Raw genomic sequence first — 25,737 nt, forward strand, 5'->3', positions numbered from 1 at the left:
AAAGTGAACTATGAAAATGAATTGAAACTTATTTTATCAGCAATATTATATAAAAAAATCTGCGAATCACAAATAGTAATAGTAATTTATAATTTTAAGTTAAATTAGTGCTTTTAAAAAAAATCATGCTTCAGCTCTGTGAAAATGCTTATCTTGACATTACAAGTCTATGAATATATAATCTAATAGTAAAACTATAAATGTGCGATTGTAACGTGATTGCTATAATGTAAGATTTAAAACGAGGGGGTGTAGTAGATATGTTCATGACTTACCAACCAAAAAAGAGACAAAGAAAGAAAGAGCACGGATTCAGAAAGAGAATGAAAACAGCTTCTGGCAGAAACATTCTTAGAATAAGAAGACAAAAAGGTAGAAAAAGATTGACAGCATAAGGGCCGCTAATGTGGCCTTTTTCTGCAATTTGCGGAAAAGAGGGCGGCTAATTTGAACATTAACGTGAAAAAATACAGAATTAGAAAGAATGCTGAATTTAGAACAGTATATAGGAGAGGAAAATCTTTTTCTAATGTATCATTAGTTCTATATATTTATAGAAACAATAAAGATATTAATAGATTGGGAATATCCGTGAGTAAAAAAGTTGGAAATAGTGTGATTAGAGGTAAAGTAAAAAGACTTATTTCTGAAAGCTATAGGCTTAACAATGAAGGATTGAAGGCTGGATATGATTTGGTTTTTATTGCAAGAAATCCTTCCAATTCTAAAAATCATAAAGAAATAGAGAGTGCACTTAAAAATTTGCTTAAGAAGGCAGGTTTGATTAATGATGAAAAAAATATTTATACTGGGCATTAAACTTTATAGAAAATATATATCACCTATAAAAAGGCCTTGCTGTATATTTTACCCTACATGTTCTCAGTATACTTTAGAAGCTATTGAAAAATATGGAGCGTTAAAAGGCTCTATTATGGGAATAAAGAGAATACTCAGATGTCATCCTTTTAATAAGGGTGGATTTGATCCAGTTAAATAACCGCTCGGGAGGTTTTATATTTGAATTTTGATTTTTTAACTGTTCCACTTGAAAAGCTATTTTTCTTTATACATAGTGGAGTGCATAGTGTCATACCTATTGAGGATTTATCATTTGGAATAACAATAATTCTTTTTACAATTTTAATAAGGGTGCTATTGTTACCATTAAGCATTAAATCAACAAAATCAACAGCTAAAATGGGTGCAATTGGACCAGAAGTGAAGAAAGTTCAAGCTAAATATAAAAGTGATCCACAAAAATCTCAGCAAGAAGTAATGAAACTTTACAAAGAAAATGGAGTAAATCCAATGGGTGGATGTTTGCCAATGCTTATTCAAATGCCTGTTTTATTTGCTATGTTTTATGTATTTAGAAACTTAGATATGAATGGTGCTGGTTTCTTATGGATGAATGATTTAACATTAAAGGACCCTAAGATGATATTACCAGTATTATCTATGGTTACAACATACTTTTCATCAAAAGTTATGCAACCAAAAGTAGTAGGAGACGATGCTAAATCTAAACAAACTTCTACAATGAATACTGTAATGGCCATTTTTATGGGATTTATGAGTCTTAACTTTCCGGGTGCATTAGTATTATATTGGGTATTAAATAACATACTACAAATACTTCAAACACTATGGATTAATAAATTAGAAGATTCAAAAAAACAAATTTAACACAAGTGCCTAATAATTTTGATATTTAGAAAGGCGGGTGTAGCACAATATGAAGGTTATAGAAATGATGGGGAAAACCGTAGAGGATGCAATTAATAATGCATTGAATGAGCTTAAAGTTACAAGAGATAAAGTAGAAGTGGAAACCATAGATGAAGGTAGTAGAGGGTTTTTAAATATTATAGGTGTAAAACCTGCTAAAATTATAGTTTCAGTAAAAAGAGATATTTTATTTGAAGCGAATATTTTCCTTACTGATGTACTTAAAGCTATGAATATGGAAGCGGAAATATCACTTAAAGAAGTAAATAATGAAATTAAAATTAACTTAATTGGACCTAATATGGGACTACTAATAGGATATAGAGGTGAGACTTTAGATTCTCTTCAATATCTTGTAAGCTTAGTTGTAAACAAAAATCATAATGAAGAATATAGAAGAGTAATATTAGATACTGAAAATTATAGAGCAAAAAGAGAAGAGACACTAAAAAGACTTGCATCTAAAATTGCCTATAAGGTAAGGGCTAGTGGTAGAGTTTTAAAACTTGAACCTATGAATCCTTATGAGAGAAGAATAATACACTCTACGCTTCAAAATGATTCATACACTTATACCTTTAGTGAAGGTGATGAACCATATAGAAGAGTTGTAGTTGATTTAAAGAAAGCCTAAGGGCTTTCTTTTTAAATTATAAAAAAAAATTATAGTGATGTAATAAAATTACAGAAATTATATAGATATAATATTCTAATAAGGATATAATAATAGATACGCATAAAATTAGGAGGTAGCATTTAATGAAAGAATTCGATACTATAGCTGCAATAGCAACTAGTATAGGTGAAGCTGGTATATCTATAATTAGAGTATCTGGTGACAAGGCTATAGAAATGGTAGGAAGTATATTTCTAGGCAAAAAAAACAGAGGACTTCATGATATAAAACCTTACACTATGAGATATGGTCATATTATTGATAAAAATGGAAGCAGATTAGATGAAGTTATTATTTCTTATATGAAAGGACCAAAAAGTTTTACGGCAGAAGATACTATTGAAATAAATTGTCACGGTGGAGTAGTTGGTACTAATATAATTTTGAAAGAAATTATTCGCGCAGGAGCAAGAATGGCAGAGCCAGGAGAATTCACTAAAAGAGCATTCCTAAATGGAAGAATTGATTTAAGTGAGGCTGAGGCAGTTATTGACATAATAAGGGCTAAGACAGAACTAAGTTTAAAATCAGCCCTTATGCAATCAGAAGGTACAATTTCCAGGGAAATAAAAATCATAAGAAATAAATTACTTACTGTGATTGCACATATAGAGGCTACAGTGGATTATCCTGAAGAGGATATGGAAGAAGTAACTGCAGAAAAGGTTAATGAAGATGTTACCGCATTAATAAGTGAGATCGACATGCTTTTAAGCACTGCAGATGAAGGTAAAATTTTAAGAGAAGGCTTAAGTACAGTTATAGTTGGAAAACCTAATGTAGGAAAATCATCACTACTTAATGCTCTTGTTAAGGAAAAAAGGGCTATTGTTTCGGACATTCCAGGTACTACAAGGGATGCGATAGAGGAATATATAAATATTGAAGGTATACCAATTAAAATAGTAGATACTGCAGGTATTAGAGAAACAGAGGATGTAGTTGAAAAAATAGGAGTAGAAAAATCAAAGGAAAAAATTGATGAGGCTGATTTAGTTATCTTAATTTTAGACCTAAGTAGTAAGATAGAGAATGAAGATAGGCAAATCATTGAATATATTAAAGATAAAAAGTACATTGTACTATTAAATAAAAGTGATTTAGGTGGTAAAATAGAGATGAGTGAACTAAAAAATCTTAAATCAAAATATATAACTAATGTTTCTATAAAAACAGGCGAGGGATTAGATCATGTTAAAGAATATATTAAAGATTTATTTTTTAATGGTGAAATAAAAACTGAAGGAATATTTGTTACAAATAATAGGCATAAACAGGCTTTAATAAGAGCAAGTGAAAATTTAGAATCATCTTTAAAAGCATTAGAATATACTAAGGCTATAGATTTGGCATCAATTGATATACGAAATGCATGGACGAATTTAGGTGAGATTACGGGAGAATCTTTAGAAGAAGATATCATACATAAGATATTCTCAGAATTTTGCCTAGGAAAGTAGGGATAAAAATGAAATATTTTGCAGGGGATTTTGACGTTGTAGTCGTAGGAGCTGGTCATGCAGGTTGTGAGGCGGCTCTTGCTGCAGCAAGAATGGGATGTAAAACACTAATTTGTGCTATAAATTTAGATAGTGTGGCACTAATGCCATGTAATCCTAATATTGGCGGAACTGCTAAAGGACATTTAGTAAGGGAAATAGATGCTCTTGGTGGCGAAATGGGAGTAAACATTGATAATACATATATACAATCAAGAATGTTAAACACATCCAAAGGTCCAGCTGTGTTCTCACTAAGAGCTCAAGCTGATAAAAAAGCATATGGAATGCGAATGAAAAATGTAATAGAAAAACAGGAAAATTTACAATTAAGACAATTAGAAGTAATATCTATAGATGTAATAGATGGAAAAGTAAAAGGGGTTCTTACTAAAAATGGAGCATACTTTGAAACTAAGGCTATAATTATAGCTTCTGGGACATATTTAAAATCAGAAGTTATAATTGGAGATCTTAAATTTGAGGAAGGACCTAGTGGACTTCTTCCAGCAAACGAGCTTTCTAAATCTTTAGAACAAATAGGGATTAGACTTCGAAGGTTCAAAACAGGAACTCCAGCTAGAATAAATAAACGATCAGTGGATTTTTCTAAAATGGAAGAGCAATGTGGTGACACTGAGATAGTTCCATTTTCATTTATAAGTGAAGATATACATAGGGAACAGGTATCTTGTTATCTGACTTATACAAATGAAGATACTCATAATGTAATTAGAAAGAATATTCATAGATCTCCACTATACAATGGGTCGATTGTCAGTACTGGTCCTAGATATTGCCCTTCCATTGAGGATAAAGTAATGAGATTCGCGGATAAGGAAAGACACCAAATATTTATTGAACCTGAGGGTGAAACTACTGAGGAAATGTATGTTCAAGGTATGTCAAGCTCACTTCCTGAAGAGGTTCAGGTTGAAGTATTAAGAACAGTACCAGGACTTGAGAATGTAGAAATTATGAGAACTGCTTATGCCATAGAATATGATTGTTTATATTCAACGGATCTAAAACTTTCCCTAGAATTTAAAAATATTCGTGGATTATTTTCAGCTGGTCAAATAAACGGCTCTTCTGGATATGAAGAAGCTGCAGCTCAGGGGCTTATGGCAGGAATTAATGCTGCGCTTATTATTCAAAATAAGGATCCATTAATATTAAAAAGATCTGATGCATATATAGGAGTTTTAATTGATGATTTAGTTACTAAAGGTACCAATGAACCATATAGGATGATGACATCAAGAGCGGAGTATAGATTGCTTCTAAGGCAAGATAACGCTGATTTAAGGTTAACTGAAATAGGATATGGCGTAGGCCTTGTTAAAGAACATAGATATGATATATTTGTGAAAAAGAAGATGCAACTAGAAGAAGAAATTAATAGAATTAAACACTTACAAATTACAAATAAAAAAGAGATTGAGGAATTCTTAATTTCTTGTAACTCTACGCCACTAAAAAAGCCTATTAGTCTATATGAGCTAATAAAGAGACCGGAGCTTGATTATTATATAGTTTCAGAACTTGATATACATAGACCTAAATTAGATAAATATATACAAGAGCAAGTTAACATTATTTCAAAGTATGAAGGATATATCCAGAAACAATTAGACCAAATTAAACAATTTAAGAAGTTTGAAAACAAATTTATACCAAAAGATATAAATTATGATAAAATAAAAGGATTAAGGATAGAGGCTATGCAAAAATTAGGCAAAATCAAACCTGAAAGTATAGGTCAAGCTTCTAGAATATCAGGGGTATCACCTGCAGATATGACGGTTTTAATGATATATATTGAGCAACAAAATAGAATTAAAAATAGCTCAGTACCTAAAGTTACTATTTAAGTGATAATAAAAGATACATGGAGGTGAATTATGGAATACTTCGATATATTAAATGAGGCTAGCAATAATGTTGGACTTGATTTTAGTGAAAAAAAGTACCAACAATTTATGAGATATAAGGAACTTATAAAGGAATGGAATGAAAAAATAAACTTAACAGCTATAAAAGAAGATGAAGATATAGTAAAAAAACATTTTATTGATTCTATGAAAGTTTTTAATTTTGAAGGACTTAAGGGTGCAAAAAATGTAATAGATATAGGGACTGGAGGTGGATTTCCTGGTATACCTATGAAAATAATGAAACCTGAAATAAATATAGTACTATTAGATTCACTGAATAAAAGAATTAAATTTTTAAACGAAGTAATAAAAGATTTAAACCTAAAGAATATTAGTGCAATTCATGGTAGGGCAGAAGATTTTGCACAAGTGCATCAGTATAGAGAAAAGTTTGATATTGCAGTTTCAAGGGCTGTTGCTAATTTAACAGTTTTAAGTGAATATTGTTTACCCTATGTAAAGGTTGGAGGATATTTTGTTGCAATGAAGGGACCTGCTGCTGAAGATGAAATTAAGTGTTCACAAAATGCAATAAGGAAATTAGGTGGACGAATCGAACATATAGAAAAAGTCCAAATTGAAGACAGTGATTTAAAACATAATCTTATAATAATAAGTAAAATCTCTGGAACTCATAAGCAGTATCCTAGAAAAGCAGGTATAGTTTCTAAAAATCCACTGTTATAATGTTATAATTTGTCGTACGATTTAATAAAAAAAAAGAAGGAAATTAGACAAAAAGAGAGAACTGTTAATATAAGGAAAAAACTTGAGGGATGGTATATTATATTATGCAAAACAACGTAAATTATGTATCTATTGAATTAATATCGCCAAATGTTTATCAGCCTAGAAAGCATTTTAATGAAGAAACTATTGAGGAACTGTCGCAGTCAATCAAATCTTACGGGATAATTCAACCATTAACAGTTAGAAAAAGTGGAGAAAACAGATATGAATTGGTGGCGGGCGAGAGAAGACTAAGAGCAGCTAAAAAAATAGGATTACAGCAGGTTCCAGTAATTATTATAGATATTACAGATAAAGATTCTGCTGCAATTGCATTACTGGAAAACTTGCAAAGAGAAGATTTAAATTTTTTAGAAGAAGCAGTGGCTTATTTTAATCTTATTCAAGATCATTCCTACACACAAGAACAATTAGCTCAAATAATAGGAAAAAAACAATCAACTATAGCTAATAAACTAAGATTGCTAAAACTAGATAAAGAAATAACTAATGTCTTGGTAGAGAATAAACTTACTGAAAGACATGCTAGAGCACTGTTAAAATTGCCTGATATACATATTCAAAAGAAAGTGCTTAAAGTAATTATTGATAAATCGCTTAATGTTAAATTCACAGAACAACTTATTGAAAGAGAATTATTAAAGTTATCCAGGGATGGAGTAGCTGTGGAGGGAAAGAAAAAAATTAAAGGAATTTTTTCGCCTAGAGTATATATAAATACGATTAAACAAGTTTTCGAAAAGTATGGTATAAATGCAGAATATAGATCTAAGGAATTAGAAGATAGTATAGAAGTTACAATAAGAATACCTAAAAAATAATGTGTATATAAAGAGAGAATGTTTCACGTGAAACATTCTCTTTTTTATATTTTTTTGAGAAAAGACTATTAAATTGTTACACATAAATATATAATAGCTTTATAGAATATAAAGAACTTTATATCAAAATAACTTATGAAAATAAAAATAACATTATGAATGGTAGGTGTAGTCATGAAAACTATATGTATTTTTAATCAAAAGGGCGGGGTAGGTAAAACTACTACGAATATAAACCTATGTGCATATTTAGCTATGCGGGGTAAAAAAGTTTTAACAATAGATATCGACCCTCAAGGTAACACTACAAGTGGACTCGGATTTGATAAAAAAAAGATAGATTTATCAATGTACGATTTATTAACATCAGATATCTCAATAAGAGAAACTATAAAGGAATGTGAGCTAATAAATAATCTATACGTAGTACCTTCTACAATGGAACTTGTAGGCGCAGAAGTAGAACTAATTAATAGAAGTAATCGTGAAAATATGCTAAAGGAAAAGCTAAAAGAAATAGACGGTGAATTTGATTATATTTTTATAGATTGCCCACCATCCCTTGGAATACTAACTATAAATGCACTTACTGCAGCAGATACTGTACTTACACCTATTCAATGTGAGTTCTATGCATTAGAAGGTGTTGGTCAATTAGTTAATACCATAAGCCTTATTAGAAAATCTTTAAATAAAAAGCTGGAAATTGAGGGTATAATTTTGAGTATGTATGATAATAGAACAAAACTTTGTAATGAGGTTGTATCAGAAGTTAAAAAATACTTCAATGATAAAGTTTACGAGACAACTATACCTAAAAATATACGACTGGCAGAAGCACCAAGTTTTGGACTTCCGATTATGTTGTATGATGACAAATGCAAGGGCGCAGAAGCCTATGCGAAACTAGTAAATGAATTTTTAAATAGACAAGGGAGATGATTAGTATTGAGCAAAAAATTTGGGTTGGGTAAGGGTCTTGGTGCTTTAATACCAGAAGAAGAAGTTCTAGAGGATGGTTCTTCAATTATAAAAGTATCTATGAATTTAATAAAAGCTAACAAAGATCAACCAAGAAAAAGTTTTGATCCTGGGAAAATATCTGAATTGGCACAATCAATAAAAGAACATGGTGTGATACAACCTATCATATTGAATAAAGAAGGTGATATATATGTAATTATAGCAGGTGAAAGAAGATTCAGAGCAGCTAAAAGTATTGGACTAACGAATATACCTGCAGTTATAATGAATGTAGATAATAAAAAAGTATTAGAAATATCATTAATAGAAAACATTCAAAGAGAAGATCTAAATCCTATTGAAGAAGCAATAGCATATAAGAAACTAATATTAGATTTTAATCTTACTCAGGAAGATATAAGTAAAAAGGTATCCAAGTCAAGAACAGCTATAACAAATTGCATGAGATTATTAAACTTAGATGAAAGAGTTCAAGATTACATAATAGATGGGGTAATATCTGAGGGCCATGGAAGGGCAATACTCGGAATAAACGATAAACAAATTCAACATAAAATTGCACAAATGGTTATAGATGATAGTCTTAATGTTAGACAAACAGAGAAAGTAGTAAAAAATTATGATGACGAAAAAAAAGTGAAAGTGGTTGAAAAACAAAACAATATATACTATAAAGATGTATTGAATAAATTAGAAGATCATTTTGGTACTAAAGTTTTTATAAACTCTAAAAATAAAAACAAAGGTAAAATAGAAATTGAGTATTACTCAGAAGAAGATTTTGAAAGAATTTTAGAGGTTTTTAATATATAATGTTTCACGTGAAACATAATGGGAGGATGTAATTTAAAATGCAGAGTATATTTAATTTCATAAGTAATGCAGAGGTATATATAATACTATCACTTATAGTTGTTGTTTTTGTTTTAACAATAATAATTATAATGACATATAGGTTTTTAAATAAATTAGAGAACAAATATAGAAAACTAATGAGAGGGGTAAATAAAAAGAATTTAGAAGATGTGGTTGTATCATATTTAGATAAAATTGATGAAGTTAAAGAAGAAAATGATGTTATGAAACAAATGTTTAATGGATTAAATGGGCGGCTAAAAACTTGTGTTCAAAAAACTTCAATAATAAGATATAAAGCTTTTGAAGACGTTGGAAGTGATTTGAGTTTTTCAATAGCATTACTTGATGGAAACCAAAATGGCGTTATATTAACTAGTATATATGGTAGAAACGAAAGCACTACCTATGCTAAACCAGTGGATAAAGGGATATCTAGGTATGATTTATCGCAGGAAGAGAACAAAGTGTTAGAGCAAGCTATGTATCCAAAACAATAAGTGTAAATATATTATAGTAAAAAAATTCTTTTAGGGAAAGATAAAAACAAAGGAGTTTTTTTATGGTAATATGTATTTCACAAGAACTTGTAATTTTACAAAATGAACTAATCAAAAGAGGACATACAATAGTAAATAATAAAGAAAATAATGTATGTTGTGACGCAATTATATGTAATCTTAAAGACGGTGGACTCATAAAATTAAACATGCAAAATAACATAAGAAGAGAAGGAACTTTAATTATCGATAGTGGAAGTAAAACTATTGATGAAATAGAATATATATTAAGTAATAGAGTGTATAGTAATATTTTTTAAAATTAATTTTGAGTATATTTTTAAATTGATAATAAATATGTACAAACACTATTATAAAATATACTTTGGAATACAAAAAGAAATAACAAGAAAAGTAGACTATTATACTTTTCTTGTTATTTCTCTTTATATACTGGAATTAAACTTCAACATCCTTTATAGTTGATTCATTATAAAGAGAATTAAATTTTCGACCACCTATAGTTTTGAGTATTGAATGATATAAACCATTTGATATAGCATCAGCAAGCATCATTACTGTATATAATCTTGTGTTTTGGAGAACCATAAATTCAAAGGCACCAGATATATTTACAACCCCTGTTATGCTTAGGTCACCCACTTTAGGCAAATCTTTATTCATAGCTGCACCAGGGCTTAAGGGCTTTTCCTCAACAATGATTTTTCCTACATTTTGCAAACTGCCTAGGCAAGCATCAATTGCAATAATGTAAGGATTGGTGTAAGAATAGTTGATTTCATCAATTGTTTCACATAAATTTTTAGCATGTACTGGACACTCAAGACTACCATAAAGATGAATTTCATTTCTAACTAAAAATTTAAGTTTATTTCCAACTAGGGGGCCTAAACTATCACCAGTAGACCTATCTGTACCAATACATAAAACAACAATAGGACGTGAGCATTTAGCTATGGGAACGATATACTGGCTTATAATATCTCTTAACTTATAAGTGCAATCTTTGGACATAGAATCTAAAATAACTTTATCTACCATAAAAAAACCTCCTATTTGGATTTTATCCATGTAGGAGGTTTTTTATTCTATAAAACTTCAACTTTTTTCAATATATTGTAAAAAACTACTAAAAACATGCAGAATAACATTCCAAGAATACCGTTTGCTCGGAGTCCTATAAATATAGAGGCTAGAACCGCTACAGGATGAATCCCTAGTGAGGTAGATACAATTTTAGGTTCAATGATTTGTCTCACTATAGTTATAATTATATAAGATATTAAAAGTCCTAAAGCTGCTACATAATTATGTGATATAAAAAATATTATTATTAAAGGAAGATATATAGCTCCTATACCAAAAATAGGTAGCAAATCAAATATTCCACACAATATACTTAATGAAACGGCATACTTAACTTTAAAAACTAAAAAAACAACTAAGGTTTCTAAAAATGTTATAGTGATTATTAATAAGTAAGAAAGTAAATAATTTTTAAACATTTTTTTTGATTCTTCGAAAATGGAGGTTATTCTATCTTCATTTTTATGAGGAATTAAATCCGATAGTTTTTTACTTGATGATGATAAATCTTTTGTGAAGAAATATGTGGCAAGTAAAGTAAATAATAAAACCATTATAGCATAGGGTATAGTAGATACAAATAATAGCGTTTGTGAAAAAATTTTTGTAGATGCATTCATACTAATATCTATAGTTTTGGTTATATAATTAGTAATATTTAGCTCGATATTAGTAATTATGTTGGGGTCCAAATTTTTATAATAATTCCGTAAATTATTAACAAAATCAACTATACTAGCTTCGTTAGAGGAGATATAAGATTGAATATTTTTTGCAAGTTGTATCGTTTCTGAAGTTATAGTGGTAATTATTAAGGATATTACCACTACAATTATAGTGAAAAAAATGGTAGTCGTAAATAATGATGCTACAGTGTTTTTAATTTTAAACTTTTGCATCAAATATTTTGTTGGAAATTTAAGAGTTAAAGCTAAAATAAGAGCTAGTACAAAAGGAAGGGTGTAGCCTATTGTTCCAAAAAATATTACAAAAACTAAAGTATACAAAATAAAGAATATAGCTAATTTATCAATTTTTTGTAGAAATTTATCCATGTAAAAAATCACACCTTCCTTATAATAGTACTTAGAGAATTCAGGGTATAATTAATGTCTTTAATATCGTTAAAAGGGCCAATACCAAATCTTAAGGTGCCACATGGATATGTGCCTATGGTTTTATGAGCCAGTGGCGCACAGTGAAGTCCAGTTCTTGTTATAATACCATAGTCACTATCAAGTATAAATCCCAATTCTGAATTATCAATTTTTGTAGAATTAACAGAGATAGTTGCTGTTCTTTTAGAATTATCTGTTAATCCATAAATTTTAATGGTGTCTATATTTAATAGTCCTTCTACAAATTTTTTTAACAAATATTCTTCATGCTGGCGAATTGCGTCTATACCTTGCGTATTAATAAAATTTATACCTTCTAAAAGTCCGGCTATACCAGGAGCGTTTAGTGTCCCACTTTCAAATTTATCAGGCAAAAAATCCGGTTGAATAATACTTGAAGAAAGACTACCAGTTCCACCTTCCATAAATGAAGTACATGCTTCATTTAGATTATCGTCAATTAAAAATCCACCGGTGCCCTGAGGTCCGAGTAGACTTTTGTGGCCAGTAAAAGCTAGGGCGTTGCAATTTAATTTGTAAAAATCTAAAGGTATTACTCCAGCGGTTTGTGCAGAGTCTATAATAAAAAAGATGCCTTTTTCTTTGCATATTTTACCTATAGCTTCTAGTGGTTGAATACTTCCAACAATATTTGAGGCATGGGATAGAACTACGAGTTTCGTATTAGGTTTAATTGTATTAATAAAATCATCTATGTTAATAAGGCCCTGTTTTGAGCAGGGAACTATGTCTAGTTCTATAATACCTTTTTCTAAAAGAGAGTTTAAAGGTCTTAGCGACGCGTTGTGATCCATTGAGGATGTTATTACATGCCAACCACTTTTTACCACTGTTTTTATAAGTGTATTTAAAGAAGTGGTAATGTTTGGTGTGAAAATTACGTTTTCAACTTTATCAAAGTTGAAAAGTTCCATTAATGCGTACCTACAATTCAAAATAACCTTATTTCCTTCAAGGGAAGCAGTAGTTACACCTCTTCCAGGATTTGTTCCCACGTTCATCATATAGTTCATCATTGAAGTATAAACTAGCGATGGTTTAGGAAATGTAGTGGCTGCATTATCTAAATATATTTTCATAATTCCCTCCAATTTTAAAGAAAAATACAATAGTATTACTACATCTAATAGAAGGTGTAATATCTATTAATATTATCAATAACAAGATAAATTTTGTTTTGATGTATTTATACGATAAATAGTCTATAATAATATTATAAAAAGATAAAATAAACTATTATTATAATAAATAAAACAACATTATATATATAAAAGATTAAAAACTAAAAATAATTACATATTTATTAATTAACGTATAATAGAATATTATAATCTAAAGCACAGTAAATGTATATGAAATTAGCAGTTTTCCTAGAGAAAGGGGTGTGAAAGTTTTAAGTTAATTATTAAAAATTAATTTGAAACGTAAATAATATGAATAATATAATAGATTGCAAGGGTTTAAAATGCCCAATGCCTGTAGTTAAGACTAAAAAATATTTTGATTCCATAGAAAGTGGAGATAGTACAATAATTGTAGATAATTTAGTTGCTAAAAACAATATAGTAAAATTAGCTGAAGGTAGTGGATATAAGAGTATTGTAGAAGTAAAAGATAAAATGTATTTTATAAAAATATCTAAAGAAAAATGTGAAGTCTTAAATACTGAAACTAAAGAAAAGAAAAAATTTACATTGGTACTATCTAGTGATAAGCTAGGCCATGGGGATGACAAGCTTGGAGATATTCTTATGAAAAGCTATATATTTGCATTATCAGAAGCAGATTTAATACCTGATGATTTACTTCTTATTAACGGCGGGGTAAAGCTTATTATAAACAGTTCACCGGTACTTGACAGCTTAAAACAGCTTATACAAAGAGGAACAAATATATTAGTTTGTGGGGTGTGTCTTGATTTTTATAATCTAAAGGATGAGCTTTCTCTTGGAGAAATATCAAACATGTACACCATAGTACAATTAATGAATAATGCAGACAAGACTATAAAACTATAATACATGAAATAGGGTGAAATACATTGAATAAATATTATATAGTAACATTTCAGAATACACTTGAAGCTATGAAAGCAGAAAGAGAAGCTATAAAAAAACAAATTAAGGTAATAGTGATTCCTACACCTACTTATATAACTAAGAGCTGTGGTATTAGTTTGAAAATAGGAGAAGAGAACATTCAAAATATAATTGAACTTATAAAATCAGAAATTATAAAAGTTAAAGAAATATTTATTCGAAATGGAGAAAGTATAAAAGTTATGATTATATAGTTGTGGAATACAAAGGTGGGATGTGTAGTGAAAGTTTTTAATTTAGGAGATATTGTTGAAATGAAAAAAACTCACCCTTGCGGAAGTAAGAACTGGGAAATTATTAGGTTGGGTGCTGATATAAAAATAAAATGTTTAGGTTGTGCAAGAATAGTTATGCTTCCAAGAATTAAATTTGATTCGGCGGTAAAGAAAATTATAAGAGAAAACCCTCTAAAAGAATAATAACTTGTTTTTTATACTAATAAGTGATATAATTTATTATTGTAATCCCTGCCGTGCAATGCATGGCCGTTAGTCCGAGGGGAGGAGGTGAAATTAATGAGAAAATATGAAACTATATTCATATTACATCCATCATTAGACGAAGAAGCAGTTAAAACTAATGTTGAAAAATTTAAAGGTGTAATAGAAAACAATGGTGGAGTAATTGAAAATGTTGATGCTTGGGGTAAAAGAAAATTAGCCTATGAAATACAAAAGGTTGGTGAAGGCCACTATACATTAATCAATTTCAATGCAAATCCTGATTTACCAAAAGAATTAGATAGAGTATTCAGAATTACAGACAGTGTTATAAGACATATCATAATAAATCCAGAGAAATAGGTGGTGCTTTTATGAATAAAGTTGTTTTAGTTGGTAGATTAACAAAAGATCCTGAGTTAAAATTTGCTCAAGGAACAGGAACAGCTGTAACCACTTTTACTATTGCCGTTAATAGAAGATTTAAAAGAGAAGGTCAACCAGACGCTGACTTTATACCAGTAGTGGTATTTGGTAAGCAAGCTGAAAATACTGCCAATTACATGAGTAAAGGCAAACTTTTAAGCGTATCTGGAAACATTCAAACTAGAAATTATGAAGCTAAAGACGGTACTAGAAGATATGTTACTGAAGTAGTTGCTGATGAAGTTGACTTCCTTGAATGGGGAGGAAATAAAACATCAGATACGAATACTAATCAAGGTGGCTATAAAGGCGATGCAAATGCTGGATCAAATGATTTTGGCAGTGCTAGCGATATAACACCAATTGATGATGGAGATATTCCATTCTAATATTAGGTAAGGAGGGAAAAAAACAATGGCTATGAACGAGCGTAAAAAAAGCGGCGGCGGTGCTGGTGGAAACAGGAAGAGAATGAAAAGAAAAGTTTGTGCTTTCTGTATGGACAAAGCAACTGCAATCGACTATAAAGACATAAATAAACTTAGAAAATATGTTACAGAAAGAGGAAAGATTCTTCCTAGAAGAATTTCTGGAAACTGTGCAAAACATCAAAGGATGCTTACTGTATCTATAAAAAGAGCAAGAAACATAGCATTATTACCATTTACTACTGAATAGTAAATGACTGAAAGCAGCACCTTATGGTAGCTGCTTTTATTTTTTATTTATAATATTTGTAAATAAATATAAAGATTTTAGTAAATAATCAATATATAATTATAAAAGTGTATATGCTACAGTACAATTTGTAGTATACTTGTAGTTATAACCCATATAATGTAAATGTTGTGGAGCATTATATATGTAATTATAAATTACATATATAAAAATAAACTTTAGTTGCATAAACAGGGACAAATCACTAAAATAGAGTTATATGTATAAGGCTACAAGGGGAGATGGTATAATATGAAAAAAGAAGATTTTAATATAATGTCTAACGTTAGGATAATTGAAAGCTTGAAGGCTGAACTATTATGTATAATAGGGGATTTCTTCAAATTATTAAGTAAGGGAAGTAATGTAGCTCAAGATGCTATACTGGATTGCATTTCAGGGGCAATAATACTCCTATATATTTTAGGAGAAAGGTTAGGATACTCCAATGTAGCTGTAGATGAAAGTATGAAAAAGAAACTAAAAGTTGGAATAGTTGAAGGAGATAATATAGAAAAGGATGGAAAAGATCTAAGTAAATTATATATGCACATAAAAGGAAGGTAATAATGGATAAAAAAATAGATAATAAAGGTTTTAGCACAAAGGCAATTGTAGAGGCTTCGCTTATATCTGTTATAATTTCAATAATAATGATCATAACAGGATACCTGCCTATTGTATCATTTATAGGGACTTTAATATTACCAATTCCTGTGGCAATACTCTATATTAGGCATAATTATAAAATAACAATCACGTCTATATTTTTAAGTGTAATTTTAACATCCTTAGTCTATAATCCAATAATGGCAATATATACTGCTATAACTTGTAGCATTGTTGGTATTACGCTTGGCTATTGTGTTAAGCGTAATAAAACATCAACAATGACTCTATGGTATTTAGCTATAAGTTGTGCAATATCTAATATATTAACGATAGCTTTTACTATGTTACTTATAGAAAAAACAAGTTTTATTAGTTTTATTTCTAAAAACTTAGAGTTTATGAAGAAAACAATAGAGGCATCCATAGTTGAAGTAAAAACGCTTTACTTACAATCAGGAGTAAACACAAAACAGATCCAGCAGTTAGATGAAAATTTTAAACTTATAAAACAAATAGATGTAGGGCTAGTTCTGATATTAATACCGGCTACTATATTTATTTATGCAGTTATAGCAGCTTATATGAATTATATGGTGTCTAGAGCAATACTAAAGAAACTAAATTATAAAATGGATAAAGTATTACCTTTTAGCAAAGTTTGTGTTTCTAACATTGTAGGAGCGTTATTAATAGGCATAGTATGTATAGGCATAATATTTTCTTCGAAAAACATACCAGGTGGAGAATATATACTAAATGCTTCTCAGCTTCTTGCCTGGTGGGTATTTATTATAAATGGACTCGCTGCAAGTACATATTATCTAAGAGTCAAAAGAAAGTTATCTAAACCAGTAGTAGTATTAATTTTAGGGTTAACAATGCTCACACAACTAAGTAGTTTTTACTTTTCAATAGGATTCATGGAAATGGCTTTTGATTTTAGAAAGCTTGACCCTTATAGAATTAAAAGAAAATAATGGGGGCTTATTATGGATAATAAATATAATAACTTTAGTGTTAATAATAAAATATATATGGTGACCATGGCCCTACTCATATGTATAATATTTTATTATGGACACATTGAAGCAGGAATGCTAGCACTTGGATTATACGCAATACTAGTAGTGTATAATATTTACAACTCAAAAGTTAAAAAAAGTGAATGGAAAAAATTCATCGAAAACTTTTCATCTAAACTTGATATAGCAACCACAAGTACTTTAGTAAAGCTTCCTTTTCCATTATTAATAATAGGTTATACGGGAAACATTTTATGGTATAATCAGAGTGTAACTACAATGCTCGAAGGTGAAGATCTTTTAAATAAAAACATTAAAGATATAATTAAGGAACTTAACCTAAAACAAGTTTTAGAGGGTAAGAAGAATTTATTCCCAAATGTTAAAATAAAAGATAATTTTTACGAAGTTTATACTAATATGGTGGATACAAACGAAAATAAAAATATTAAAGATAAGATTATGCTTTTATATTTTTACGATATAACGGAAAAAACTAATCTAATAAAAAGTATTAACGGTAATAGAGAAAGTGTTATGCTAGTAGAGGTTGATAATCTCGATGATGTTATTAAAACTACAGATGAAGATAAGGCGCCACTCCTTATGGCAGATATTGAAAGAACAATAAACAGCTATGGACAGAGTGTGAATGCTGTGGTAAAAAAATATACATCCAATAAATATGTTATTATAGTTCAAGATAAGTATATTGAAAAAGAAATAGAAAAAAAGTTTGATATACTAGATAATGTTCGAGAAATAAGTAATGGAAACAAACTTGCAGTTACTCTAAGTATAGGAGTAGGAAGAGGAGAAGATACACCTCTTAAAAACTTTGAATTTGCTAGATCGGCTAAGGAGCTTGCCTTAGGTAGGGGGGGAGACCAGGTTGTAGTAAAAAAAGGTGATAAACTATCTTTCTTCGGAGGAAAAACAAAAGAAGTTGAAAAAAGAACTAAGGTTCGCGCAAGGGTTATTGCTCATGTATTAATGGATTTAGTAAATGAGAGTGACGCAATTTTCATTATGGGTCATAAAAATCCCGATGCTGATTGTTTAGGTTCTGCCATAGGACTGTATAGTGTTATTAAAAACTTAAATAAAGAATGTTATATTATTTTAGAAGGAATAAATACTGGCATAAAAAGTATGATGGATATAATATCAGAAGATGTAGATTATAAAAATACTTTTATAACAACCGAAAAATTTAAAAGTGTTAAAAAATCAAATAATCTGCTTATATTAGTAGATGTTCATAATGAAAGCTATGTGCAAAACTTTGAAATAGTTAAAGAAGTAGAAAAAGTAGTTATAATTGACCATCATAGAAAGTCACCGGATTTTATACAGGGTGCAGTGGTTAGCTATATGGAACCTTATGCGTCATCTGCTTCTGAATTAGTTACTGAAATGATTCAATATATGGTAGATAAACCAAAGCTTAAACATATAGAAGCGGTGTGCCTTTTGGCAGGGATATGTGTGGATACAAAGAATTTTTATTTTAAAACAGGGGTTAGGACATTTGAAGCTGCTGCTTTCTTAAGGCGTCATGGTGCAGATAGTTTGGATGTGAAAAAAATGTTTTCTGATGACCTAAATGTTTATTTAAAAAGAACTGATATTATAAGATCAGCAAAAGTTGAAAATGAAATTGCCGTAGCAGTTTGTCCAAAAGCTATAGAAGATACAGTACTCGCTGCTCAGGCAGCAGATGAACTTCTAAACATTACTGGTATCGAAGCGTCATTTGTAGTTGTTAAAATAGGAGATGAAATATTTATTAGCGGAAGGTCTCTTGGAAAAATAAATGTGCAGTTAATCCTGGAGACTTTAGGGGGAGGCGGACATATGACTATGGCTGGAACAAAATTTACGTCACTTACAATGGAAGAAGTAGTAGCAAAATTAAATAGTGCTATACAGGAATACTTAAGGGAAGGTGGAAAATAATGAAGGTTATATTATTAAAAGATATTAAAAGTGTAGGTAAAGTGGGCGATGTGATAAATGCTGCAGATGGGTATGCCAGGAATTTTTTATTTCCTAGGAAACTTGCTGAGGAAGCTACAGATGCCAATATGCACATATTAAATAGGAAAGATGAAAATGAAAGAAAAAAGAAGACTTCTGAAATTGAAGAGGCGCAGAAATTAGCTAATGAGCTTAAAGATAAAGTTATAAAAATGGTTATGAAAGCTGGAGAAAATGGAAAACTTTTTGGAGCAATTACAACTAAAGATATAGCAGTAGCTTTAAATAAACAATGTAATTTAGATATTGATAAAAAGAAAATAGTAACAGACACAATAAAATTATTAGGAACTTATGATGTAGAAATTAAAATATATCCAGAAATATCTACTAAGATAAAAGTTCTTGTTTGTGAGTAATAATTATATAAAACGGAGGGGGGAAACGCTTTAGTAAATAAATGATAGTTTTATTTATTAGAGCGGACTAATTTTGAATACATTATTCGTTAATAAAGCAGGAGAAGAGATGGCAAAAGATGCGTTACCAATAGATACCCAAATTGACGTTTTATATGAAATAATGAGAAATGTAATAGATGAGAGTAGTATAAAAGCGAAAACTGTAAAGTTTAAACTTCAAAAATATATTAAAAGTGATGATATATATAGAAGAGCATATGCTTTAAATAAAATTATTAGTAATGGTAAAGGTATAGAAGTAGTACCTAACAAGAAAAATATACATGAGGTGCTAGACAATACTAATGAGTGGCTCACTGAAGAAATAGCTAAAAGATATGTCCAAAATAAGATTGAGGCTGAAGTAGAAAAAAACCTAATGGAAAAGCAAGATAAGTATATTGACGAAGTAAGACTTGGTATAATTAAGAAACAAAAGGGTCCTGAAAATGCTAAAACACTTAAAAAATATGAAGAGTTAAAAGCACTTGATAGGAGAAAACTTACTAAAAATATACAAGCTATTTTAAGACCAGAGTGTTTTAACGAGATAGTTGGACAAGAAAGAGCAATAAAATCTCTGCTATCTAAAATGGCATCGCCATATCCTCAACATATTATTCTTTATGGACCGCCAGGCATTGGTAAAACCACTGCAGCTAGGCTTGCTCTTGAGGAAGCTAAAAAGTTAAGCTATACAATTTACGATAAAGATGCTAAATTCGTAGAGGTGGATGGTACAACGCTGAGATGGGACCCAAGAGAAATAACAAATCCACTACTCGGTTCTGTACACGACCCAATATATCAGGGAAGTAAAAGAGATTTAGCTGATGTTGGAATCCCAGAACCAAAAACGGGTCTTGTAACAAAGGCTCATGGAGGGGTATTATTTATTGACGAAATAGGAGAACTCGATAGCATACTCCAAAATAAATTACTTAAAGTATTAGAAGATAAAAGAGTTGAATTTTCATCATCATATTACGATCCTGAGGATGAAAACACACCTAAATATATAAAATATTTGTTTGATAAAGGTGCTCCAGCAGATTTTGTTTTAATAGGCGCTACAACTCGTGAACCATCAGAAATAAGTCCGGCACTAAGGTCAAGGTGTACTGAAGTTTATTTCGAACCATTATCTGCTGTGGATATTGAAAATATCGTAGTAAACGCTGCGAATAAGTTAGAGGTTGAAGTTGGTGATGGAGTTGCAGAGACTATTAGTAGATATACTATTGAGGGAAGAAAAGCTATAAATATTTTAGCGGATGCTTATGGATATGTATTGCATAATAGGGAAATATCATCTAATTCTAAAGTTAAAATTGAGGTTAAGGATTTATTAGATATTATATCTATAAGTAGATTAACTCCATATGAAGAATTAAATAATGAGGTTAAATTTGAAGTTGGGCATATATATGGACTTGGAGTATCAGGCTATATAGGGTCAACTATTGAAATAGAAACATCAGTGTTTGAGGCAAAGGAAAGTGGTAAAGGCCAAGTAAGATTCAATGATACGGCTGGAAGTATGGCTAAGGACTCAGTATTTAATGCTGCATCCGTAATAAGAAAAACTACTAATAGAGATATAAAGGATTATGACATACATGTAAATATAATAGGTGGCGGTAAAATTGATGGACCTTCAGCGGGAGCGGCTATAACGGTATGTATAATCAGTTCACTCCTAGATAAGCCATTAAGACAAGACGTTGCAGTAACTGGAGAGATATCACTAAGAGGCATTATAAAACCTGTAGGTGGTATATTCGAAAAAGTTTACGGCGCAAGGAGAAAGGGAATAAAGCTGGTTATACTTCCAAAGGACAATGAAAAAGAAGTACCTATTGGTCTTGTGGACATTGAAACAAAAGCTATATCAAACATAGAACAACTAATGAAATTAGTTTTTTAACTAATACAATTAGTTTTAACTAATATAATTAGTTTAGGAGCGATAAAAAATGGATACACCTCTTAGAAGTTTACCCTATAATTTAGAAGCAGAACAATCAATAATTGGGTCAATGCTTATTGATAAAACCGCCATATCAAGGGTGGTGGAGGTTTTAATAACTGAAGATTTTTATAGAGATTCTCATAAGGTTATATTTAACGCTATTTTTGAATTATACCAAAAGGATACACCTATTGACATGATTACTTTACTCGAACATTTACGTTCTTCTGAAAAATTAGAAGCTTCAGGTGGAATTACATATATCTCAGAGATAAGTAATTCAGTACCATCTACTGCTAACTTAAGTTCATATATAAAAATTGTAGATGATAAATCTATTTTAAGAAAACTTATTAGAGCTTCAACTGAGATTATGGAGAATTGTTATAATAAGCAAGACAACGTGGAAGCAGTTATGGATCTTGCAGAACAAAAGGTATTTAATATAGCAGAGAGAAAGAATTCAAGTGAATTAGAACCGATGAATACAGTTCTTGAGAGAGGTTTTTTAGAAATAGAAAGAATCTTTAATAATAAAGGTGAAACAACAGGTATATCTAGTGGGTTTCCAGAACTTGATGATAAAACGGCTGGATTTCAAAAGGGAGATATGATTCTTATTGCGGCAAGACCTTCTATGGGTAAAACTACTTTCGCACTAAACTTAGCTGAGTATGCAGCACTTAGGGGAGGAAAAAGCGTAGCCATATTTTCTCTGGAAATGTCTAAGGAACAGCTTTCTTATAAATTACTTTGTTCAGAAGCAAATGTTGACATGTCAAAGCTTAGACATGGTGCTTTAGAAGATAGGGATTGGGAAAACATAGCCAAAGCTTCTGGTCCCCTAGCGGCTGCTAAAATATTCATTGATGATACAGCGGGAACTTCTGTTATGGATATGCGTTCAAAGTGTAGAAAATTAAAAATGGAGCACGGTATCGATATGATAGTTATTGACTATCTTCAACTTATGTCTGGTAGCAATACAGAAAGTAGACAACAAGAGGTATCAGAAATATCAAGATCAATTAAAGCTCTTGCAAAAGAGATGGAGTGTCCAGTTATTGCACTATCACAGCTATCTCGTGCACCAGAGCAGAGAGCTGACCATAGACCTATGCTATCTGACCTTAGAGAATCAGGGTCTATTGAGCAGGATGCTGACGTTGTTATGTTCTTATACAGAGATGAGTATTATGATGCTGAAACGGAAGATAAAAATATAGCAGAGCTTATAATAGCAAAACAAAGGAATGGCCCTATAGGAACAGTTAAGCTTGCATGGATAGGTCAATTTAGTAAATTTGCAAAACTTGATGTGATTTATAGTGATTAATCATTTACTAAATTTTTAAAACAAGAATAGGATAACAAAACTTATAAAGTTTTGTTATCCTATTTTTTATAGATAATAACAAGAATTTTCTATTACAAATGAGCTGTTGTGGCTATTTGGTTCAATATAGATATATCTACATTTGTAGATATATCTATATATATAAATAAATATATAGGTAGATAAACATATATATTTACAAATAGGTGATTAAATAATATTTAGTTAGAGCAAATAACGAACTGTAAAATCAAAAGAAGCCACATAGTTATGTTTTTATATAAAGATTAGTAATATATAATGAGAATAAGACAAAAGAGTAGCAAGAGGTATATATATAAACATTTATAGATATATTTACAAATGTATATAAGTAGATATATAAATGTCTATATATAAGTTTACAAATATTTGAAAGTATTTCAATATAAAAGAAGGATATTACATTTTAATACAGAATATATAGTTATAAACCATAAAAAGAAACATTTAGGAGGATAAAAAAATGAATTTAGTTGAAATATCAAAAAAATACCCTGCGCTAAGTAAAGTGTTAGCCTCTGTACTAACTGTAGACATAGGAAATACTTTTACAAAAACAAGTACGGATGTTACTTTTGCTAGTAGGGTATCATCAGTAAATAAACATGGTTCAAGGGCTACTGGAGTAAGTAACATCACTTGGAATGGAAAGTTATATACAGTGGGCAACAAAGAAGGTAAGCTTAATATGGAAGCTAACAAATACATGTCAGACCATTATAAGTTGAACTTGCTTAATGCTATTGCGCTAAGTTTTAAAGGTGAAACTAGCATAAAGGTAAGACTTGCTGTTGGACTTCCTGCGGAATACTATATAGATCATAGTGTCTCTCTTAAAAATGAGATTAAGAAGATGGAAAAGCAATCTATAACATTAAATAGTAAAACATATGATATAGAAATTTTAGATGTACAAGTATTTAAACAAGGGGGTACACTTAGTGCTGAAACTATGGAAATATTTAGTTACCCAATGCTTCTACTTGACTTTGGTGGTGGTACTTTAGATGTATCTCATTGGAAATATGAAAAAGATGAATTTGGTAACAAGGTGCTTGGAATGACTAAGGCTAGTAGTTTTGCTCAACACGGGTTCCAGCCGATAATTGAATCTATACTAACTAAATTTAATTCTGCAGAAGGGTCTGACGGTAATTATGATATATCAGATGCTATTGAATATTTAGAAGATAACGAACTACCATTTGGAGAATCAAATGTGTTACAAGAAATTAAGGACCAAGTGTTGAGACCGTATGTGGAGAAAGCAATAAGTTCGATTAATAGCTCTTTCAAGCCTAACATTTGTAAAGATATTAGAATAATAGGAGGTCCTGCCGAGATACTACTTGAATACTTACAAAATGAATTTATTAGAACCGAGCCAAAATTAATAGACAATAAAAATCCTCAATGTGCTAATGCTATACTATTTGCTGAAAGATATAAGGAACTGTTAGTATTAGAATTTTTAGATGGAAATAAAGAAGTTGCTGCAACTACAGAAGTAGGATATTAATTATGGGAGCACTCCGTAAAACTGTATCATCAAACTTAGGAGAGGAAACAGATAAAGATTTAATTGTTTATGTGAGCAATATGGAGAAGAAGGGTATCAATAATTCTAAACTTATAAAGCAGGCACTAAGATTTTACAGGGACTATGGAAATAAAGTTAAACAACTAGATACAGTAGATATTGCAAACATCCTGGATAACCCTGAAGTTAAAAAATATATAGGTAATATAGTTGGAGATCTTTTTAGAAGTGCTATACCAAATTCTGATTCACAAATTAATGATATAGATATAGTTAAAAAATTAAAGAGAGAACAACAAGAGAGGGATATAGATTCTGTTGAGAGTGAGTATATGAAAAAGCTTAATTGTGTTAAAGATATGTCTTTATAGATTGGAGTGACCAAAAGGCCATTCCTTTTTTCAGTTTAAACAGATAAATCTAATACATATATTAAATCTTTTGCATATATGATAAAATGTAGTTGGAATAAAATAATAGGAATGGGTGATTTAATGTTCTGTCCAATTTGTGGGTCTCAAAATGATGATACATCAAATTTTTGTAAAACTTGTGGGATTAATTTATTAATTAATTCGGAGAAAACAGGCATAAGGAATATAAGTGAAAAGAATTGGCTAGTTGCATTATTACTATCAATTTTTCTTGGATCCTTTGGCATTCATAGGTTTTATGTGGGAAAAACAGGTACAGGAGTTTTAATGTTATTAACCTTTGGTGGATTTGGATTATGGACAATAATTGATATTATTTTGATTGCTACTAATTCATTTACGGATATAGATGGATTACACCTAAACAAAAATATTTAATAGAAGTATTGTCAACTTATTATATATTTTTAAGGAAGGATAATAATTTTTTATTCCATCCTTTCTTCATAAAGTAATCATAATATTTGAATATTTTACATAAAATGAAACATGAGGCATCACTCATATTAATTATATGCGTTTTAAATTCCCATTTAAGCATAAATATTAAAAACAATTAATTAACAATAAATGTATTTAAAGAATAATATTTGTATAATGCAATAAACATGGGGGGTGCGTTATGTTTAATATATTTTCTGTGAATTATATTAAAAA

At 30.0% G+C, this 25,737-nt stretch carries 31 protein-coding genes; 28 read left to right on the plus strand and 3 right to left on the minus strand.

The annotated features are described in order from the left end of the window. Positions 1 to 260: 260 nt before the first annotated feature. The 13 genes from rpmH (at position 261) to JJD95_RS08085 (ending at position 10,073) form a co-directional block, all read left to right on the plus strand. Positions 261 to 395, plus strand: a complete 135-nt coding sequence (gene rpmH, locus JJD95_RS08025; RefSeq protein WP_291642134.1) for a 50S ribosomal protein L34 — start codon at positions 261 to 263, stop codon at positions 393 to 395. 64 nt (positions 396 to 459) lie between these two features. Continuing rightward, complete coding sequence (gene rnpA, locus JJD95_RS08030) at positions 460 to 819, plus strand: ribonuclease P protein component (protein WP_291642227.1); 360 nt, start codon at positions 460 to 462, stop codon at positions 817 to 819. After that, positions 791 to 1,000 (plus strand): membrane protein insertion efficiency factor YidD, encoded by a 210-nt coding sequence (gene yidD, locus JJD95_RS08035; RefSeq protein ID WP_291642229.1) that lies wholly within the window; start codon positions 791 to 793, stop codon positions 998 to 1,000. The genes rnpA and yidD overlap by 29 nt, the downstream gene beginning before the upstream one ends. Before the next feature lie 20 nt (positions 1,001 to 1,020). Then, positions 1,021 to 1,689 carry a membrane protein insertase YidC gene (gene yidC, locus JJD95_RS08040; RefSeq protein WP_291642137.1) on the plus strand — a complete coding sequence of 223 codons (669 nt, stop codon included), beginning with the start codon at positions 1,021 to 1,023 and terminating at the stop codon, positions 1,687 to 1,689. Between the two features lie 49 nt (positions 1,690 to 1,738). Continuing rightward, positions 1,739 to 2,365, plus strand: a complete 627-nt coding sequence (jag, locus tag JJD95_RS08045) for an RNA-binding cell elongation regulator Jag/EloR (protein WP_291642139.1) — start codon at positions 1,739 to 1,741, stop codon at positions 2,363 to 2,365. 125 nt (positions 2,366 to 2,490) lie between these two features. Then, the gene (mnmE, locus tag JJD95_RS08050; protein ID WP_291642141.1) at positions 2,491 to 3,867 is read left to right on the plus strand and encodes a tRNA uridine-5-carboxymethylaminomethyl(34) synthesis GTPase MnmE; all 1,377 of its coding nucleotides are present in this window, start codon (positions 2,491 to 2,493) and stop codon (positions 3,865 to 3,867) included. Positions 3,868 to 3,875: 8 nt separating this feature from the next. Further along, the gene (mnmG, locus tag JJD95_RS08055; RefSeq protein WP_291642143.1) at positions 3,876 to 5,780 is read left to right on the plus strand and encodes a tRNA uridine-5-carboxymethylaminomethyl(34) synthesis enzyme MnmG; all 1,905 of its coding nucleotides are present in this window, start codon (positions 3,876 to 3,878) and stop codon (positions 5,778 to 5,780) included. Between the two features lie 30 nt (positions 5,781 to 5,810). Continuing rightward, positions 5,811 to 6,530, plus strand: coding sequence for a 16S rRNA (guanine(527)-N(7))-methyltransferase RsmG (rsmG, locus tag JJD95_RS08060; protein WP_291642145.1), 720 nt, complete (start codon positions 5,811 to 5,813; stop codon positions 6,528 to 6,530). A 104-nt stretch (positions 6,531 to 6,634) separates the two neighbouring features. Beyond that, complete coding sequence (noc, locus tag JJD95_RS08065) at positions 6,635 to 7,414, plus strand: nucleoid occlusion protein (protein ID WP_291642147.1); 780 nt, start codon at positions 6,635 to 6,637, stop codon at positions 7,412 to 7,414. A 174-nt stretch (positions 7,415 to 7,588) separates the two neighbouring features. After that, positions 7,589 to 8,356, plus strand: coding sequence for a ParA family protein (locus JJD95_RS08070; protein WP_291642150.1), 768 nt, complete (start codon positions 7,589 to 7,591; stop codon positions 8,354 to 8,356). A 6-nt stretch (positions 8,357 to 8,362) separates the two neighbouring features. Beyond that, positions 8,363 to 9,211 carry a ParB/RepB/Spo0J family partition protein gene (locus JJD95_RS08075; RefSeq protein WP_291642152.1) on the plus strand — a complete coding sequence of 283 codons (849 nt, stop codon included), beginning with the start codon at positions 8,363 to 8,365 and terminating at the stop codon, positions 9,209 to 9,211. Positions 9,212 to 9,249: 38 nt separating this feature from the next. Beyond that, positions 9,250 to 9,753 carry a DUF4446 family protein gene (locus tag JJD95_RS08080; RefSeq protein ID WP_291642154.1) on the plus strand — a complete coding sequence of 168 codons (504 nt, stop codon included), beginning with the start codon at positions 9,250 to 9,252 and terminating at the stop codon, positions 9,751 to 9,753. Positions 9,754 to 9,815: 62 nt separating this feature from the next. Beyond that, entirely contained in the window at positions 9,816 to 10,073 is a 258-nt protein-coding gene (locus JJD95_RS08085; protein WP_291642155.1) for a YkuS family protein, read from the plus strand. A 139-nt stretch (positions 10,074 to 10,212) separates the two neighbouring features. Here JJD95_RS08085 and yyaC read toward each other — a convergent pair whose 3' ends face one another. The 3 genes from yyaC to JJD95_RS08100 are packed head-to-tail and all read right to left on the minus strand — an operon-like array spanning position 10,213 to position 13,078. After that, on the minus strand, positions 10,213 to 10,815 hold the full coding sequence (gene yyaC / locus JJD95_RS08090; RefSeq protein ID WP_291642156.1) for a spore protease YyaC: 603 nt from the start codon (positions 10,813 to 10,815) through the stop codon (positions 10,213 to 10,215). A 47-nt stretch (positions 10,816 to 10,862) separates the two neighbouring features. Further along, entirely contained in the window at positions 10,863 to 11,915 is a 1,053-nt protein-coding gene (ytvI, locus tag JJD95_RS08095; protein WP_291642158.1) for a sporulation integral membrane protein YtvI, read from the minus strand. Between the two features lie 8 nt (positions 11,916 to 11,923). After that, positions 11,924 to 13,078 (minus strand): aminotransferase class V-fold PLP-dependent enzyme, encoded by a 1,155-nt coding sequence (locus JJD95_RS08100; RefSeq protein WP_291642161.1) that lies wholly within the window; start codon positions 13,076 to 13,078, stop codon positions 11,924 to 11,926. Between the two features lie 354 nt (positions 13,079 to 13,432). Here JJD95_RS08100 and yedF point away from each other — a divergent pair, with 354 nt between their 5' ends. From yedF to JJD95_RS08175, 15 genes are all read left to right on the plus strand, one after another. Then, positions 13,433 to 14,017, plus strand: a complete 585-nt coding sequence (gene yedF, locus JJD95_RS08105; RefSeq protein WP_291642163.1) for a sulfurtransferase-like selenium metabolism protein YedF — start codon at positions 13,433 to 13,435, stop codon at positions 14,015 to 14,017. A 23-nt stretch (positions 14,018 to 14,040) separates the two neighbouring features. Then, on the plus strand, positions 14,041 to 14,292 hold the full coding sequence (locus JJD95_RS08110) for a DUF3343 domain-containing protein (RefSeq protein ID WP_291642165.1): 252 nt from the start codon (positions 14,041 to 14,043) through the stop codon (positions 14,290 to 14,292). A 27-nt stretch (positions 14,293 to 14,319) separates the two neighbouring features. Further along, complete coding sequence (locus JJD95_RS08115; RefSeq protein WP_291642166.1) at positions 14,320 to 14,517, plus strand: DUF951 domain-containing protein; 198 nt, start codon at positions 14,320 to 14,322, stop codon at positions 14,515 to 14,517. A gap of 96 nt (positions 14,518 to 14,613) precedes the next feature. Beyond that, a complete protein-coding gene (gene rpsF / locus JJD95_RS08120) occupies positions 14,614 to 14,901 on the plus strand; it encodes a 30S ribosomal protein S6 (protein WP_291642168.1) in 288 nt (95 codons plus the stop codon). A gap of 11 nt (positions 14,902 to 14,912) precedes the next feature. Then, positions 14,913 to 15,353, plus strand: a complete 441-nt coding sequence (locus JJD95_RS08125) for a single-stranded DNA-binding protein (protein WP_291642171.1) — start codon at positions 14,913 to 14,915, stop codon at positions 15,351 to 15,353. 25 nt (positions 15,354 to 15,378) lie between these two features. Further along, positions 15,379 to 15,642, plus strand: coding sequence for a 30S ribosomal protein S18 (gene rpsR / locus JJD95_RS08130; RefSeq protein ID WP_291642173.1), 264 nt, complete (start codon positions 15,379 to 15,381; stop codon positions 15,640 to 15,642). A gap of 291 nt (positions 15,643 to 15,933) precedes the next feature. Next, positions 15,934 to 16,248 carry a MazG-like family protein gene (locus JJD95_RS08135; RefSeq protein ID WP_291642175.1) on the plus strand — a complete coding sequence of 105 codons (315 nt, stop codon included), beginning with the start codon at positions 15,934 to 15,936 and terminating at the stop codon, positions 16,246 to 16,248. A gap of 2 nt (positions 16,249 to 16,250) precedes the next feature. Next, entirely contained in the window at positions 16,251 to 17,270 is a 1,020-nt protein-coding gene (locus tag JJD95_RS08140) for a DUF2232 domain-containing protein (protein WP_291642177.1), read from the plus strand. 12 nt (positions 17,271 to 17,282) lie between these two features. After that, positions 17,283 to 19,274 carry a DHH family phosphoesterase gene (locus JJD95_RS08145; RefSeq protein ID WP_291642179.1) on the plus strand — a complete coding sequence of 664 codons (1,992 nt, stop codon included), beginning with the start codon at positions 17,283 to 17,285 and terminating at the stop codon, positions 19,272 to 19,274. Continuing rightward, a complete protein-coding gene (gene rplI / locus JJD95_RS08150) occupies positions 19,274 to 19,714 on the plus strand; it encodes a 50S ribosomal protein L9 (protein ID WP_291642181.1) in 441 nt (146 codons plus the stop codon). Before JJD95_RS08145 ends, rplI begins: the two co-directional genes overlap by 1 nt. Before the next feature lie 109 nt (positions 19,715 to 19,823). Further along, positions 19,824 to 21,683, plus strand: coding sequence for a Lon family ATP-dependent protease (gene lonC / locus JJD95_RS08155; RefSeq protein WP_291642231.1), 1,860 nt, complete (start codon positions 19,824 to 19,826; stop codon positions 21,681 to 21,683). Between the two features lie 49 nt (positions 21,684 to 21,732). Continuing rightward, positions 21,733 to 23,064 carry a replicative DNA helicase gene (locus JJD95_RS08160; RefSeq protein WP_291642184.1) on the plus strand — a complete coding sequence of 444 codons (1,332 nt, stop codon included), beginning with the start codon at positions 21,733 to 21,735 and terminating at the stop codon, positions 23,062 to 23,064. Between the two features lie 505 nt (positions 23,065 to 23,569). After that, positions 23,570 to 24,625, plus strand: a complete 1,056-nt coding sequence (locus JJD95_RS08165; protein ID WP_291642186.1) for a ParM/StbA family protein — start codon at positions 23,570 to 23,572, stop codon at positions 24,623 to 24,625. A gap of 2 nt (positions 24,626 to 24,627) precedes the next feature. Beyond that, a complete protein-coding gene (locus JJD95_RS08170) occupies positions 24,628 to 25,017 on the plus strand; it encodes a hypothetical protein (protein ID WP_291642187.1) in 390 nt (129 codons plus the stop codon). A 78-nt stretch (positions 25,018 to 25,095) separates the two neighbouring features. Beyond that, complete coding sequence (locus tag JJD95_RS08175) at positions 25,096 to 25,458, plus strand: TM2 domain-containing protein (RefSeq protein ID WP_291642190.1); 363 nt, start codon at positions 25,096 to 25,098, stop codon at positions 25,456 to 25,458. Positions 25,459 to 25,737 lie beyond the last annotated feature (279 nt).

The organism is Clostridium sp., assembly GCF_016650035.1.
GTDB lineage: Bacteria > Bacillota > Clostridia > Clostridiales > Clostridiaceae > Clostridium_AD.

What these genes read in the sequence shown, in the direction of transcription:
- jag (WP_291642139.1), top strand. Translation starts at nt 1,739, where the DNA reads ATGAAGGTTATAGAAATGATGGGGAAAACCGTAGAGGATGCAATTAAT.
- noc (WP_291642147.1), top strand. Translation starts at nt 6,635, where the DNA reads ATGCAAAACAACGTAAATTATGTATCTATTGAATTAATATCGCCAAAT.
- JJD95_RS08175 (WP_291642190.1), top strand. Translation starts at nt 25,096, where the DNA reads ATGATAAAATGTAGTTGGAATAAAATAATAGGAATGGGTGATTTAATG.
- yyaC (WP_291642156.1), bottom strand. Translation starts at nt 10,815, where the DNA reads ATGGTAGATAAAGTTATTTTAGATTCTATGTCCAAAGATTGCACTTAT.
- JJD95_RS08085 (WP_291642155.1), top strand. Translation starts at nt 9,816, where the DNA reads ATGGTAATATGTATTTCACAAGAACTTGTAATTTTACAAAATGAACTA.
- mnmE (WP_291642141.1), top strand. Translation starts at nt 2,491, where the DNA reads ATGAAAGAATTCGATACTATAGCTGCAATAGCAACTAGTATAGGTGAA.
- yidD (WP_291642229.1), top strand. Translation starts at nt 791, where the DNA reads ATGAAAAAAATATTTATACTGGGCATTAAACTTTATAGAAAATATATA.
- JJD95_RS08140 (WP_291642177.1), top strand. Translation starts at nt 16,251, where the DNA reads ATGGATAAAAAAATAGATAATAAAGGTTTTAGCACAAAGGCAATTGTA.
- JJD95_RS08070 (WP_291642150.1), top strand. Translation starts at nt 7,589, where the DNA reads ATGAAAACTATATGTATTTTTAATCAAAAGGGCGGGGTAGGTAAAACT.
- ytvI (WP_291642158.1), bottom strand. Translation starts at nt 11,915, where the DNA reads ATGGATAAATTTCTACAAAAAATTGATAAATTAGCTATATTCTTTATT.
- JJD95_RS08165 (WP_291642186.1), top strand. Translation starts at nt 23,570, where the DNA reads ATGAATTTAGTTGAAATATCAAAAAAATACCCTGCGCTAAGTAAAGTG.
- lonC (WP_291642231.1), top strand. Translation starts at nt 19,824, where the DNA reads ATGGCAAAAGATGCGTTACCAATAGATACCCAAATTGACGTTTTATAT.
- rsmG (WP_291642145.1), top strand. Translation starts at nt 5,811, where the DNA reads ATGGAATACTTCGATATATTAAATGAGGCTAGCAATAATGTTGGACTT.
- mnmG (WP_291642143.1), top strand. Translation starts at nt 3,876, where the DNA reads ATGAAATATTTTGCAGGGGATTTTGACGTTGTAGTCGTAGGAGCTGGT.
- JJD95_RS08145 (WP_291642179.1), top strand. Translation starts at nt 17,283, where the DNA reads ATGGATAATAAATATAATAACTTTAGTGTTAATAATAAAATATATATG.
- rpmH (WP_291642134.1), top strand. Translation starts at nt 261, where the DNA reads ATGTTCATGACTTACCAACCAAAAAAGAGACAAAGAAAGAAAGAGCAC.
- JJD95_RS08160 (WP_291642184.1), top strand. Translation starts at nt 21,733, where the DNA reads ATGGATACACCTCTTAGAAGTTTACCCTATAATTTAGAAGCAGAACAA.
- JJD95_RS08100 (WP_291642161.1), bottom strand. Translation starts at nt 13,078, where the DNA reads ATGAAAATATATTTAGATAATGCAGCCACTACATTTCCTAAACCATCG.
- yedF (WP_291642163.1), top strand. Translation starts at nt 13,433, where the DNA reads ATGAATAATATAATAGATTGCAAGGGTTTAAAATGCCCAATGCCTGTA.
- rplI (WP_291642181.1), top strand. Translation starts at nt 19,274, where the DNA reads ATGAAGGTTATATTATTAAAAGATATTAAAAGTGTAGGTAAAGTGGGC.
- JJD95_RS08125 (WP_291642171.1), top strand. Translation starts at nt 14,913, where the DNA reads ATGAATAAAGTTGTTTTAGTTGGTAGATTAACAAAAGATCCTGAGTTA.
- JJD95_RS08135 (WP_291642175.1), top strand. Translation starts at nt 15,934, where the DNA reads ATGAAAAAAGAAGATTTTAATATAATGTCTAACGTTAGGATAATTGAA.
- rpsR (WP_291642173.1), top strand. Translation starts at nt 15,379, where the DNA reads ATGGCTATGAACGAGCGTAAAAAAAGCGGCGGCGGTGCTGGTGGAAAC.
- JJD95_RS08170 (WP_291642187.1), top strand. Translation starts at nt 24,628, where the DNA reads ATGGGAGCACTCCGTAAAACTGTATCATCAAACTTAGGAGAGGAAACA.
- rpsF (WP_291642168.1), top strand. Translation starts at nt 14,614, where the DNA reads ATGAGAAAATATGAAACTATATTCATATTACATCCATCATTAGACGAA.
- JJD95_RS08080 (WP_291642154.1), top strand. Translation starts at nt 9,250, where the DNA reads ATGCAGAGTATATTTAATTTCATAAGTAATGCAGAGGTATATATAATA.